Below are 13,787 nucleotides of genomic sequence, written 5' to 3' on the forward strand. Positions count from 1 at the left end.
GGATATTTTTATGTGGGCAAAGGAAGGCGAGGGTTTAAGTACAACATGCAAAAGTTGTGGTGTGGATGTTTTACCACCTGATGATTATTGTAAAAGCTGTGCTGATAAAAAGCTTACGGGGATTGGAGGTTGGCTGTATTTACCTGCTATTTCTTTAGTGCTGGTGATTATTTCGAGCATTTATTCTTTTGTACAAACATGGGGGCTTGCTCAAAGTAGTCAGGAAGAACCGCTCAGAACTCTGCTTTATCTGGAGGTGGCCGGATTTGCCATGATATTTCTGTGGGTGAGTTATACTACCTTTTTGTTTTTTAATAAGAAACGCCAACTTCCGCACTACTATATTGCCCTTCTTCTGGCGCTCTTCGCATTGAATGTTGCTGATATCTGGGGAGCAGTACAATTTCTTCATGCCACAATTGAACTTTCAGACGCATGGGGTGTGCTGAAAAATATCATTCATCTGGCTATCTGGGTTCCCTATTTCCGTGTCTCTAAACGAGTCAAATTAACTTTTGTTAATTAAAACGCAAAAACGCCGGAACAATCCGGCGTTTTTAGACCATTACGCGTCCGGGAACTCACGGATAAAGCGTTCGACATCTTCAACCATATGGTCGTTGCCGACGAAGAACGAACGGCGCTGGTGCAGGGTTTCCGGGATGATATCCAGAATACGCTCTTTGCCATCGCTCGCTTTACCGCCCGCTTGTTCCGCCAGGAATGCCATCGGGTTGCACTCATACAGCAAACGCAGTTTACCGTCCGGGTGGCTGGCAGTGCTTGGGTAGAGATAAATGCCGCCTTTCAGCAGATTACGGTGGAAATCCGCGACCAGCGAGCCGATATAACGTGAGGTATACGGACGGTTGGTAGATTTATCTTCTTCTTGGCAGAATTTAATGTACTTCTTCACCCCGTTCGGAAACTTAATGTAGTTCCCTTCGTTGATAGAGTAGGTTTTTCCTTTCTCCGGGAAGCGCATCCGTTCCTGGCACAGGCAGAAAACGCCGAGCGAAGGATCGTAAGTAAAGGCGTGAACACCGCATCCGGTGGTGTAAACCAGCATGGTAGAGGAGCCGTATACCACGTAACCAGCAGCAACCTGTTTGTTACCAGGCTGGAGGAAATCTTCTTCCGTTACCGGCGTGCCGACCGGTGTAACGCGGCGGTAAATGGAGAAAATGGTACCGACAGAGACGTTAACATCGATGTTGGACGAGCCATCCAGCGGATCCATCAGCACAACGTATTTTGCGTGTTCACAGCCTTCAAAAACGACAATCTCATCTTCTTCTTCGGATGCAATGCCCGCAACAATATCGCGTGCTTTCAGTGCGGCTTTCAGTTTTTCATTAGCGAACAAGTCGAGTTTTTGTTGAACCTCGCCCTGCACGTTCTCAGCACCGCTGGCACCCAGGATATCAACCAGTCCTGCTTTGTTGATATCGCGATGGATAATCTTGGCGCCCAGTTTTATTGCCGATAGCAAAGCAGTGAGCTCACCGGTAGCATGAGAAAACTCGTGCTGCTTTTCGACAATAAATTCACCTAACGTTTTCATAAAACTTTCCCTGCAATGTTTATGGAGTAAAGCGACCGCAATAATCTTAACAAATAATCTCAATGTTGCGCTCAGGTGAATCGCGCCAGCAAATTACGGATTATCCTGAAATGCGTTTCTCTGTTGCCCGACATATGCGTAAAATGAACGGTAGATTAAAAAAGGATAGTGACGTATGCGCATTCATATATTAGGAATTTGTGGCACGTTTATGGGCGGTCTGGCGATTCTGGCGCGTCAGTTGGGCCATGAAGTAACGGGTTCGGACGCCAATGTGTATCCGCCGATGAGCACCTTACTTGAGAAGCAAGGCATTGAACTGATTCAGGGTTATGATGCCAGCCAGCTCGATCCTCAGCCGGATCTGGTGATTATTGGCAACGCCATGACCCGTGGAAATCCGTGTGTGGAAGCGGTACTGGAAAAAAACATTCCATATATGTCAGGTCCGCAGTGGTTGCACGATTTTGTGCTGCGCGACCGCTGGGTGCTGGCCGTTGCCGGTACACACGGTAAAACCACCACGGCGGGAATGGCGACCTGGATTCTGGAACAGTGCGGCTATAAACCAGGTTTTGTTATCGGTGGAGTGCCGGGGAACTTTGACGTTTCTGCACGCCTGGGCGAAAGCGACTTCTTTGTTATCGAAGCAGACGAGTATGACTGCGCCTTCTTCGACAAACGCTCTAAGTTTGTTCATTACTGCCCGCGAACGCTGATCCTCAACAACCTTGAGTTCGACCACGCCGATATCTTCGACGACCTGAAAGCGATTCAGAAACAATTCCACCATCTGGTGCGTATTGTTCCTGGTCAGGGGCGTATTATCTGGCCGGAAAACGACATCAACCTGAAACAAACCCTGGCGATGGGCTGCTGGAGTGAACAGGAGCTGGTGGGCGAGCAAGGTCACTGGCAGGCGAAAAAGCTGACCACTGACGCTTCCGAATGGGAAGTCTTGCTGGATGGCGAAAAAGTGGGCGAAGTGAAATGGTCGCTGGTGGGTGAACATAACATGCACAATGGTTTGATGGCGATTGCTGCGGCCCGTCATGTTGGCATCGCACCGGCTGATGCTGCTAACGCGCTGGGATTGTTTATCAATGCCCGTCGCCGCCTGGAACTGCGTGGCGAAGCTAACGGCGTGACGGTGTATGACGATTTTGCCCATCACCCAACGGCAATTCTGGCAACGCTGGCGGCGCTGCGCGGCAAAGTTGGCGGTACGGCGCGTATTATTGCCGTGCTTGAGCCGCGTTCCAACACCATGAAGATGGGAGTCTGCAAAGATGATTTGGCACCGTCACTAGGTCGTGCCGATGAAGTCTTCCTGCTGCAACCGTCACATATTCCGTGGCAGGTAGCAGAAGTGGCAGAAGCATGTATTCAGCCTGCGCACTGGAGTGGAGATGTTGATGCGCTGGCCGAAATGGTGGTGAAAACCGCTCAGCCTGGCGACCATATTCTGGTGATGAGCAACGGCGGTTTTGGTGGGATCCATCAGAAACTGCTGGATGGTCTGGCGAAGAAAGCGGAAGCTGCGCAGCAATCCTGAGACGTTTTATAAGGCCTACAGGGGCAACGTGCTTTTGTAGGCCGGATAAGGCGTTCACGCCGCATCCGGCATTTGAGCATAGCGCCTGATGCGACGCTTGACGCGTCTTATCAGGCCTACAGATCTGGCGGTGCACTGCATCCGGCAAACCATACTCACATCAACAACGAAAATTACCCTTCGTTCTCTGCCAGCTCGCGCAGATACTGGAAAATCTGGCGTGCGGATTTCGGCGGCTTATTCCCTTCTTTCTCTTTCTTCGCGTTGCGGATCAGAGTACGCAGTTGCTGACGATCGGCATCTGGCCACAGATTCAATACTTCAGCGATAGCATCATCCCCTTGATCGATCAGACGATCGCGCAGGTTTTCCAGTTTATGGAACAACACCACCTGCTGGTTGTGGCGGTTTTTCAGCTTATCCAGCGCCTGACGGATAGGCTCTACATCGCGTTGGCGCAGCATCTTACCAATGAGCTGCAACTGGCGGCGGCGACCTTCCATCTTAATACGCTGGGCTAACTCAATAGCCGCACGCAGATCCGCATCTAACGGGATCTTATCCAGCGCGTTTTTCCCCAGATCAACAATTTCTGCGCCCAGGCGTTTTAGCTCCTCGGCGTCACGTTTAATTTCACTTTTACTGACCCAGATAATTTCATCGTCTTCGTCTTCGATGTCATCACCGGGAACGTCGTCGAGCCAGTCTTCGGGCTGCTTAGTCATGTCAGGCTCCTTAAAAAAAGAGGCTAATGTTACCAGTTAAGATGCGCACTGAAAAACGGTTCTCTGTTAGACTTCAGAGAAACTCTCTACATTATGGCACTTGCAATGAAAGTAATCTCTCAAGTTGAAGCGCAGCGCAAGATTCTGGAAGAAGCAGTTTCGACTGCGCTGGAGTTGGCCTCAGGCAAATCGGACGGTGCGGAAGTTGCCGTCAGCAAGACCACCGGCATTAGCGTTAGCACGCGCTATGGTGAAGTGGAGAATGTCGAATTCAATAGCGATGGCGCGCTGGGGATCACCGTTTATCACCAGAACCGCAAAGGTAGCGCATCATCCACCGATTTAAGCCCGCAGGCCATTGCCCGCACCGTACAGGCGGCGCTGGATATTGCGCGTTACACTTCGCCAGATCCGTATGCAGGCGTGGCAGACAAAGAACTGCTGGCTTTCGACGCGCCGGATCTTGACCTGTTCCACCCCGCAGAAGTTTCTCCGGACGAAGCCATTGAACTGGCGGCCCGTGCTGAACAGGCGGCATTACAGGCGGATAAACGCATTACCAATACCGAAGGTGGCAGCTTTAACAGCCACTACGGTGTCAAAGTTTTTGGCAACAGCCACGGCATGTTGCAGGGTTACTGCTCTACGCGTCATTCGCTCTCCAGCTGTGTAATTGCCGAAGAAAATGGCGATATGGAGCGTGATTACGCCTACACCATTGGTCGTGCGATGAGCGATCTGCAAACGCCAGAGTGGGTCGGGGCCGACTGCGCCCGCCGTACTTTATCGCGTCTGTCGCCGCGTAAACTCTCCACCATGAAAGCGCCGGTAATTTTTGCCAATGAAGTTGCCACGGGGCTGTTTGGTCATTTGGTTGGCGCGATTGCCGGTGGTGCGGTCTACCGTAAATCCACCTTCCTGCTCGACTCGCTGGGTAAACAAATTCTGCCAGACTGGCTGACCATTGAAGAGCATCCGCATCTGCTGAAAGGGCTGGCATCTACGCCATTCGACAGCGAAGGTGTTCGTACCGAACGTCGCGACATTATTAAAGATGGCATCCTGACTCAGTGGCTGCTGACCAGCTACTCGGCGCGCAAACTGGGGCTGAAAAGCACCGGACATGCGGGCGGTATTCACAACTGGCGCATTGCCGGACAAGGTCTAAGCTTCGAGCAGATGCTCAAAGAGATGGGCACTGGGCTGGTGGTGACGGAATTGATGGGCCAGGGCGTGAGTGCAATTACCGGTGATTATTCCCGTGGTGCGGCGGGCTTCTGGGTAGAAAACGGCGAAATTCAGTATCCGGTTAGCGAAATCACCATCGCAGGTAATTTAAAAGATATGTGGCGCAATATTGTCACCGTCGGTAACGATATTGAAACACGCAGTAATATACAGTGTGGTTCTGTGCTGTTGCCGGAGATGAAAATCGCCGGACAGTAAAAAAACTGGCGCGACCTGCCGCGCTATAAACTAAAAAATTACACAAAATCATTCGCACTGCATCGAGACGGAAAGTGAATGAGGGCCGGGGAGCGTACTCGTAGTACGTGACTCGGGCGAATGAGCGTAGCCGTCGATGAGGCAGTGTGAAGGATGAAGTGTAAATAAAAAAGGAAGTGAGCAATGCGTAAAAGCCTGTTAGCTATTCTTGCAGTCTCCTCGTTAGTATTCAGTTCGGTGTCGTTTGCCGCTGAGCTGGAAGACAATATGGAAACCCTCAACGACAATTTAAAAGTGGTCGAAAAAGCGGATAACGCGGCGCAAGTCAAAGACGCGTTAACCAAAATGCGTGCCGCGGCGCTGGATGCGCAAAAAGCAACGCCGCCGAAGCTGGAAGGAAAATCGCCAGACAGCCCGGAAATGAAAGACTTCCGCCACGGTTTCGACATTCTGGTTGGCCAGATTGACGACGCGCTGAAGCTGGCTAATGAAGGTAAGGTAAAAGAAGCGCAGGCCGCTGCAGAGCAACTGAAAACGACCCGCAATTCATATCACAAGAAGTATCGTTAATTCCTCATTGGGCGGTGAAATGTCGCCGCCCAATGCTCTCCTCTCCCTTCGTAAAATCACCGCCAAATCTCTCTTCACTACGGCATATTTCTGCGTGTCGCCGCCATTTTTGCGAGGCGTTTTCCAGAAATGAATGTAATGCATATGTAATGCTATAATGCATTACACTTTTCATAATTACCGGAGGCATAATGGCCACACTTAACGTCCGTCTGGATGACAAACTGAAAAATGAGGCTTATGCGGTGCTGGAAAAATTAAATATCACGCCTACTGAAGCTGTACGGCTGCTGTTTCAGTACGTTGCGGAAAATGGGCGAATGCCGGTAAAAACGCTCACTGTCAGTGATAGTGAAGAAGCCTTGTTACGCACTGTCAGGGAACGACTGGCCAACCCACAAGAGGCCATTAAGGTCCGACTGGATGAGTGACTAACGTAAATGGTGCACCACCTGGTTGCTGCTGCCGCGCCAGATCAGGGAAGGGTCTTTTAAATCCTGCATAAATTTGCCGTCGACCAGCACGTTAATCAAATCAACAACCTGCATTTGCGCAGCGTTGAGTTCGTCGAGTTTATACCCTGTCCACACCCAGATGTCTTTACCCAGGCATTCGGCACGGATGCGTTGTACCAGTTTCAGAATATCCGGCACGTTTTGCGGATGCAGCGGATCGCCGCCGGAGAGGGAAATGCCCTGACGTTTGATGCGAGTGTCGTTCAGATCGTTGATGATCTGGTCTTCCATTTCTTTGGTAAATGGCTGACCGGAATTTACCCGCCAGGTGCTTTTGTTATAGCAACCGGGGCATTCATGAACACACCCGGAGACAAACAGGGTGCAACGAGTGCCGGGGCCGTTGACGATGTCGACAGGATAGTATTGATGGAAGTTCATATTTCGCCTGGCTTATCAGTCCGCGTGTAGGCCGGATAAGGCGTTTACGCCACATCCGGCAATCAATGCCTGATGCGACGCTGTCGAGTCTTATCAGGCCTACAGCCGTTGCTACAGTCTGGAATTTGTAGGTCGGATAAGGCGTTTACGCCGCATCCGGCAATCAATGCCTGATGCGACGCTGTCGCGTCTTATCAGGCCTACAGCCGTTGCTACAGTCTGGAATTTGTAGGCCGGATAAGGCGTTTACGCCGCATCCGGTAATCAACGCCGGATGCGGCGCTTTCACATCACATCCGGCATTTGCTTAACGCAGCGTAGAGATCAACCGATCTGCCCATTTCCTAAATGTTTAACGCGGCGCTTAACTTCTTCCTGCTTGCCGGCGTTAAACGGACGCGCATCCGGACTACCTAAATATCCGCACACGCGGCGAGTTACCGACACACGGGAGGTGTCATGGTTACCACATTTCGGACAAGTGAAGCCTTTGCTGGTGCACTCAAACTCGCCGGTAAAGCCACATTCGTAGCATTCATCGATCGGCGTGTTGGTGCCGTAATACGGCACATGTTGATAGCTGTAATCCCAGACATCTTCCAGCGCCTTCAGGTTGTGCTGAATGTTTGGATACTCGCCGTAGCAAATGAAGCCGCCGTTCGCCAGCGGCGGGTAAGGCGCTTCAAAGTCGATCTTGTCGTACGGGTTCACCTTCTTCTCCACATCAAGGTGGAAACTGTTGGTGTAGTAACCTTTATCGGTCACGCCCGGCACCACGCCAAACTCGGCGGTATCGAGACGGCAGAAGCGGTCGCACAGGTTCTCACTCGGCGTACTGTAGAGGCTGAAACCGTAGCCGGTTTCTTCTTTCCACTGATCCACCGCCTGACGCAGACGTTCAACAATCGCAATACCTTTCGCACGCAGCTGCTCGTTGTCGTAAACATGCTCGCCGCCGAACAGCGCGTTAATGGTTTCGTGGATACCGATGTAACCCAGCGAGATAGACGCTCGACCATTTTTGAAGATTTCAGACACGTCATCGTCTGCATTCAGACGTACGCCGCAGGCACCTTCCATATAGAGGATCGGCGCTACGCGCGCTTTCACGCCTTCCAGGCGGGCGATACGGGTCATCAGCGCCTTACGTGCCAGCACCAGACGTTCATCCAGCAGCTTCCAGAAGGTGGCTTCATCGCCTTTCGCTTCCAGAGCAATGCGCGGCAGGTTCAGACTGATCACGCCGAGGTTGTTACGACCATCGTGGATCTGCTCACCGTTTTCGTCTTCCCACACGCCGAGGAAGCTGCGGCAGCCCATCGGGGTTTTAAACGAACCGGTGACTTTCACTACCTGATCGTAGTTCAGGATATCCGGATACATGCGCTTGCTCGCGCACTCCAGCGCCAGTTGTTTGATGTCGTAGTTCGGATCGCCCACTTTATGGTTCAGGCCATCACGAATTGCGAACACCAGTTTCGGGAACACGGCGGTTTTACGGTTTTTACCCAGGCCCGCGATACGGTTACGCAGGATAGATTCCTGAATCAGGCGCGATTCCCAGCTGGTACCCAGACCAAAGCCAAAGGTCACAAACGGCGTCTGACCGTTGGCGGTGTGCAGGGTATTTACTTCATATTCCAGCGACTGGAATGCGTCGTAGCACTCTTTGATGGTACGAGAGTTAGCGTAACCTTCGACGTCAGGAATGCTCCACTCTTCCGCAGTTTTACGGTGTTTGTTGTAGCTGGCGGTGACAAACGGCGCCAGAACTTCGTCGATACGGTTAATGGTGGTGCCACCATAAATATGGCTGGCGACCTGAGCAATAATTTGCGCAGTTACTGCGGTAGCTGTAGAGATCGACTTCGGCGGTTCAATCTCGGCATTCCCCATCTTAAAGCCTTGCGTCAGCATGCCTTTCAGGTCGATCAACATGCAGTTGAACATTGGGAAGAACGGCGAGTAATCGAGATCGTGGTAGTGGATATCACCACGTTCATGTGCCTGCACCACGTCACGCGGCAGCAGGTGCTGACGTGCATAGTGTTTAGCAACAATCCCGGCCAGCAGGTCACGCTGGGTCGGAATGACTTTACTGTCTTTATTCGCGTTTTCATTGAGCAGCGAGGAATTAGTCTGCTCGACCAGACCACGGATCTCCTGGTTCAGACGACCGCGTTTTTCACGTTCAATGTCGCGATCGTGACGGTACTCAATATATGCACGGGCCAGTTGTTTGTACGGGCCAGACATCAGTTGGTTTTCAACAGCGGTCTGGATTTCGTTGATATCTACCTGGTTACGCCCCTGCATTTGCTCGCTGACGATAGCGGCAACAGTGGCACAATAATCTGCATCATCGACTTCCGCTGCTTTAGCTGCACGCAGAATAGCTTCTTTGATGCGCTCTGATTTAAACGGCACTTTGCAGCCGTCTCGTTTCATCACATGCGGTGTCATGATCGCTCCATATTTTTAAGAACAGGTTATCCACAGAAAGTTGGGAAGTGCGCCCCGGTTTATTCAGCTCTTGTTACGGGGATTTACTGCAATCCCAATTCGCTTTATCCACAATTGTGTCGGCTTCGTTGACGTGTATCTTGTTGCAAGTTTAGACGATGGATACAACATATTGGGTTGAGATGCATTTTAAAGTCTATATATAGTGCTTTGCATTAAGGATGTTTGCGTTTTTTTTGATTTAGCTCAAAGTAAAAAGCAGAGAGTACGGATGGCGGGCGCTAGAGCGATGTGTAAATTTTTTGATGATTTTCTGGTTATAAAATCAACAAAAACAATATACTACCCGGTAAGTCCCCGGAAATACTCGCTTTAGCATGGTCTGGAGAAGGATTATCTCTGAAACCACCAGACAACCTCAAAAGACCGTAATGTCGTGGCACAGAGTTGTGGTTAGGTTTCTTCAAAGCTATACATCAGAAGCTGCCAGTAGTGTTCTGAACACTCTTTGGATAAATCTGGTAGAAGGTAACTCTCAGGAAAGGGCTGCTGTGATGACGATTTGTTGAGGTTCGCTACGTCCGGTTACCTGTTCGATCAACTGGCTGGCAGCCTGACGTCCGGCTTCGGCGTAGCCTGGATCAACGGTGACGATCTCCGGATGGAGAAACTTCATTAACGGCGTATTACCGACGCTCGCCAGTTGTAGGGTGTCGATGTGTTGCTCTTGCAGGTACTTACATGCCCCGAGCGCCAGCGTGTCGGTTGCGCACAGCAACGCAGTGGTTTCTGGCGTAATCACTTTTGCCACGTTCTCGTAACCTTGCTTCATGGCCAGGCCGGGCAGGGCGGCGACGGGATGTAGTTTATGTGCTTTGCAAAATGCCAGATAAGCCTCATGACGCCGCTTACCAGTGGTAATGTCGCTGTGCGGTACGCCAAGATAACTAATATTGCGATGCCCCCGATCGTAGAGGCATTGCATCAGAATCTTAATCGCTCCTTCGTCGTCATAACAGACCGAAGCAAAACCTTTTGCGTCATGTGCCAGCAGTACCAGAGATGATTGCCAGTGAGCTAACATTTCTTCAGTTATGCCGGTAAAACCGAACAGCACCACTCCGTCAATATTGCGACGTTTCAGAACGCCTAAATGTTCAGTAACCAGCTGTGGCGAAAACTGGCTTTCCATCATGATCGGATCGTAACCCTGTTCATAGAATGCCGGCAGCATCGTCTGAACGGCGAGATTTTCTGATAACGAATCCAGACGGGTGACGATAATAGCAACCACTTTATCGCTTTGCCCACGCATAGCACGCGCGGATCGGGAAGGGGAAAATCTATGCTGATTCATCACTGCTTCCACGCGCTCGCGCGTGTGCTGACTCACGCCACTTTCGTTATTCAGCACTCGGGAAACCGTGGATTTCCCCACGCCGCTTAAGCGAGCAATGTCTTTGATGGTCAGACGATTTTGCATCCTGTTGTCCCGTAATTTGTGTTTAATTATTTGAGCCTAACTTTACCCACGCATTCAGCAATGGGTAAAGTCTGGTTTATCGTTGGTTTAGTTGCTTGCAGATATTATATCGGCATAAATGCTACGAATATTATTGGATTCTCCTTATTATTTGCGGCGCTTTTTTCACTTACCGGAGGTTATATGGAACCTGATCCCACGCCTCTCCCTCGACGGAGATTAAAACTTTTCCGGTAAGCCTGTCTTTTCACGGCATTACCGGATGTGTAAGGCCGTGACGTTTTAACGTCCCTGCTCATGTTTATTACCTTCAGGTAAGGCTTTGCGACGCCTGAAGATATTTTCTGCACCATGCTTACAGGGTGCGGAGGGACTTCCTATGTTTAAAGAAATTTTTACCCGGCTCATTCGCCATTTACCCTCTCGTCTGGTTCATCGCGATCCGTTGCCTGGCACGCAACAGACAGCGAATATTCCGATCCCGCCTTCCTTAAGCGCGCATTGCCTGAAAATGGCGGTGATGCCAGAAAAGGATTTATGGAAAACCTTCGGCACGCATCCAGAAGGGTTAAATCAGGCGGAAGTGGAATTAGCCCGCGAACAACACGGTGAAAATAAACTACCCGCGCAACAACCGTCGCCGTGGTGGGTACATTTGTGGGTCTGTTATCGTAACCCCTTTAATATTTTGCTCACGATCCTCGGCGGCATTTCTTACGCCACGGAAGATTTATTTGCCGCGGGCGTTATTGCGTTAATGGTAGCTATTTCTACGTTGCTGAACTTTATTCAGGAAGCGCGCTCCACCAAAGCAGCAGATGCCCTGAAAGCGATGGTCAGTAATACTGCGACGGTGCTGCGCGTAATTAACGACAAAGGCGAAAATGGCTGGCTGGAGATCCCGATCGACCAGCTGGTGCCTGGAGATATTATTAAACTGGCGGCGGGGGATATGATCCCGGCAGATTTACGTATTTTGCAGGCGCGGGATCTGTTCGTCGCCCAGGCATCGTTAACCGGCGAGTCTCTGCCCGTGGAAAAAGCCGCAACCACTCGCCAGCCAGAGCACAGCAATCCGCTGGAGTGCGATACCCTGTGTTTTATGGGCACCACCGTGGTGAGCGGTACGGCACAAGCAATGGTGATTGCTACAGGAGCCAACACCTGGTTTGGTCAACTGGCGGGGCGTGTTAGTGAGCAGGAAAGCGAGCCGAATGCCTTTCAGCAAGGGATCAGCCGCGTCAGTATGCTGCTGATTCGCTTTATGCTGGTGATGGCGCCCGTGGTGCTGTTGATCAACGGCTACACCAAAGGCGACTGGTGGGAGGCGGCACTGTTTGCGCTTTCGGTAGCGGTAGGCTTAACGCCGGAAATGTTGCCGATGATTGTCACCTCGACGCTGGCGCGTGGTGCGGTAAAACTGTCGAAACAGAAAGTGATCGTCAAACATCTGGATGCGATTCAGAACTTTGGTGCAATGGATATTCTGTGCACTGATAAAACAGGCACCCTGACGCAAGATAAAATTGTGCTGGAGAATCATACCGATATCTCCGGTAAAACCAGTGAGCGCGTGCTGCATAGCGCGTGGTTGAACAGTCATTACCAGACCGGACTTAAAAACTTGCTTGATACGGCGGTGCTGGAAGGTATAGATGAAAAGTCAGCACGCTCGCTGGCCAGTCGTTGGCAGAAAGTGGATGAAATTCCTTTTGATTTCGAGCGTCGCCGGATGTCGGTGGTAGTGGCAGAAAATGCCGAACACCATCAACTGGTGTGCAAAGGCGCATTGCAGGAAATCCTCAATGTGTGTTCGCAGGTGCGTCACAATGGCGCGATTGTGCCGCTCGATGACACCATGCTGCGTAAGATTAAGCGGGTTACAGATACGCTGAATCGTCAAGGGCTGCGTGTGGTTGCGGTGGCGACGAAATACCTGCCAGCGCGTGAAGGGGATTACCAGCGGGCGGATGAATCCGACCTGATCCTCGAAGGATATATTGCTTTCCTTGATCCGCCAAAAGAGACAACCGCTCCGGCACTGAAGGCATTAAAAGCGAGTGGAATTACCGTCAAAATCCTTACTGGCGACAGTGAGTTAGTGGCGGCGAAAGTGTGCCATGAAGTGGGACTAGATGCGGGAGAGGTGGTAATTGGTAGTGATATTGAAACTCTATCTGACGACGAACTGGCAAATCTCGCGCAGCGTACCACGTTGTTTGCCCGCCTGACGCCGATGCATAAAGAACGCATCGTGACCTTGCTAAAGCGCGAAGGGCATGTGGTTGGCTTTATGGGCGATGGTATTAATGACGCGCCAGCGTTACGTGCGGCGGATATCGGCATTTCTGTGGACGGGGCGGTAGATATTGCCCGTGAAGCGGCTGATATCATTCTGCTGGAAAAAAGCCTGATGGTACTGGAAGAGGGGGTTATTGAGGGACGTCGCACTTTCGCCAACATGCTGAAATACATCAAAATGACGGCAAGTTCTAACTTCGGTAATGTGTTCAGCGTGCTGGTGGCGAGTGCTTTCTTGCCCTTCCTGCCGATGTTGCCATTGCACTTACTGATCCAGAACTTGCTGTACGATGTATCGCAGGTAGCGATCCCGTTTGATAACGTTGACGACGAGCAAATTCAAAAGCCGCAGCGTTGGAATCCGGCGGATCTGGGGCGCTTTATGATCTTCTTCGGACCGATCAGTTCGATCTTCGATATTCTGACGTTTTGCCTGATGTGGTGGGTATTTCATGCCAACACGCCGGAAACGCAAACGCTGTTCCAGTCGGGCTGGTTTGTGGTGGGATTACTGTCGCAAACGTTGGTTGTGCATATGATCCGCACCCGTCGTGTGCCGTTTATCCAGAGTTGTGCGTCGTGGCCATTAATGATCATGACTGTGATTGTGATGATTGTCGGGATCGCATTGCCGTTTTCGCCGCTGGCCAGTTATCTGCAATTGCAGGCGCTGCCGTTAAGCTATTTCCCGTGGTTGATTGCGATTCTGGCAGGGTATATGACGTTAACCCAGTTGGTGAAAGGGTTCTATAGCCGTCGTTACGGCTGGCAGTGAGCCAGTGAT

At 51.0% G+C, this 13,787-nt stretch carries 12 protein-coding genes; 7 read left to right on the forward strand and 5 right to left on the reverse strand.

Going from position 1 to position 13,787, the window contains the following annotated elements; genetic code table 11:
- The first annotated feature begins 10 nt into the window (after nt 1–10).
- Complete coding sequence (locus tag FEM44_RS13855; RefSeq protein WP_135523675.1) at nt 11–526, forward strand: DUF2569 domain-containing protein; 516 nt, start codon at nt 11–13, stop codon at nt 524–526.
- Between the two features lie 39 nt (nt 527–565).
- On the opposite strand, the gene fbp is transcribed toward FEM44_RS13855, so the two are convergent.
- Nucleotides 566–1,564 carry a class 1 fructose-bisphosphatase gene (gene fbp, locus FEM44_RS13860; protein WP_000853753.1) on the reverse strand — a complete coding sequence of 333 codons (999 nt, stop codon included), beginning with the start codon at nt 1,562–1,564 and terminating at the stop codon, nt 566–568.
- Between the two features lie 175 nt (nt 1,565–1,739).
- On the opposite strand from fbp, the gene mpl reads away from it, so the two are divergent.
- The gene (gene mpl / locus FEM44_RS13865) at nt 1,740–3,119 is read left to right on the forward strand and encodes a UDP-N-acetylmuramate:L-alanyl-gamma-D-glutamyl-meso-diaminopimelate ligase (RefSeq protein ID WP_135523676.1); all 1,380 of its coding nucleotides are present in this window, start codon (nt 1,740–1,742) and stop codon (nt 3,117–3,119) included.
- 173 nt (nt 3,120–3,292) lie between these two features.
- Here the strand turns inward: mpl and yjgA are convergent, their stop codons facing one another.
- On the reverse strand, nt 3,293–3,844 hold the full coding sequence (gene yjgA / locus FEM44_RS13870) for a ribosome biogenesis factor YjgA (protein ID WP_000166270.1): 552 nt from the start codon (nt 3,842–3,844) through the stop codon (nt 3,293–3,295).
- A gap of 93 nt (nt 3,845–3,937) precedes the next feature.
- On the opposite strand from yjgA, the gene pmbA reads away from it, so the two are divergent.
- The 3 genes from pmbA (at nt 3,938) to FEM44_RS13890 (ending at nt 6,291) form a co-directional block, all read left to right on the forward strand.
- Nucleotides 3,938–5,290, forward strand: coding sequence for a metalloprotease PmbA (pmbA, locus tag FEM44_RS13875; RefSeq protein ID WP_001162191.1), 1,353 nt, complete (start codon nt 3,938–3,940; stop codon nt 5,288–5,290).
- Nucleotides 5,291–5,473: 183 nt separating this feature from the next.
- A complete protein-coding gene (gene cybC, locus FEM44_RS13880; RefSeq protein ID WP_130206066.1) occupies nt 5,474–5,860 on the forward strand; it encodes a cytochrome b562 in 387 nt (128 codons plus the stop codon).
- 191 nt (nt 5,861–6,051) lie between these two features.
- A complete protein-coding gene (locus FEM44_RS13890; RefSeq protein ID WP_000212714.1) occupies nt 6,052–6,291 on the forward strand; it encodes a type II toxin-antitoxin system RelB/DinJ family antitoxin in 240 nt (79 codons plus the stop codon).
- Here FEM44_RS13890 and nrdG read toward each other — a convergent pair whose 3' ends face one another.
- The 3 genes from nrdG to treR form a co-directional block, all read right to left on the reverse strand.
- A complete protein-coding gene (gene nrdG, locus FEM44_RS13895) occupies nt 6,292–6,756 on the reverse strand; it encodes an anaerobic ribonucleoside-triphosphate reductase-activating protein (RefSeq protein WP_135523677.1) in 465 nt (154 codons plus the stop codon).
- A 324-nt stretch (nt 6,757–7,080) separates the two neighbouring features.
- Nucleotides 7,081–9,219 carry an anaerobic ribonucleoside-triphosphate reductase gene (nrdD, locus tag FEM44_RS13900; RefSeq protein ID WP_130206068.1) on the reverse strand — a complete coding sequence of 713 codons (2,139 nt, stop codon included), beginning with the start codon at nt 9,217–9,219 and terminating at the stop codon, nt 7,081–7,083.
- Nucleotides 9,220–9,754: 535 nt separating this feature from the next.
- Nucleotides 9,755–10,729 carry a trehalose operon repressor TreR gene (treR, locus tag FEM44_RS13905; protein ID WP_276606505.1) on the reverse strand — a complete coding sequence of 325 codons (975 nt, stop codon included), beginning with the start codon at nt 10,727–10,729 and terminating at the stop codon, nt 9,755–9,757.
- 156 nt (nt 10,730–10,885) lie between these two features.
- Here treR and mgtL point away from each other — a divergent pair, with 156 nt between their 5' ends.
- Entirely contained in the window at nt 10,886–10,939 is a 54-nt protein-coding gene (gene mgtL / locus FEM44_RS13910) for a mgtA regulatory leader peptide MgtL (protein ID WP_001387276.1), read from the forward strand.
- Between the two features lie 142 nt (nt 10,940–11,081).
- Nucleotides 11,082–13,778, forward strand: coding sequence for a magnesium-translocating P-type ATPase (gene mgtA, locus FEM44_RS13915; protein WP_135523678.1), 2,697 nt, complete (start codon nt 11,082–11,084; stop codon nt 13,776–13,778).
- Nucleotides 13,779–13,787 lie beyond the last annotated feature (9 nt).

Origin of the sequence: Escherichia sp. E4742 (assembly GCF_005843885.1) — a bacterium.
Taxonomy (GTDB): domain Bacteria; phylum Pseudomonadota; class Gammaproteobacteria; order Enterobacterales; family Enterobacteriaceae; genus Escherichia.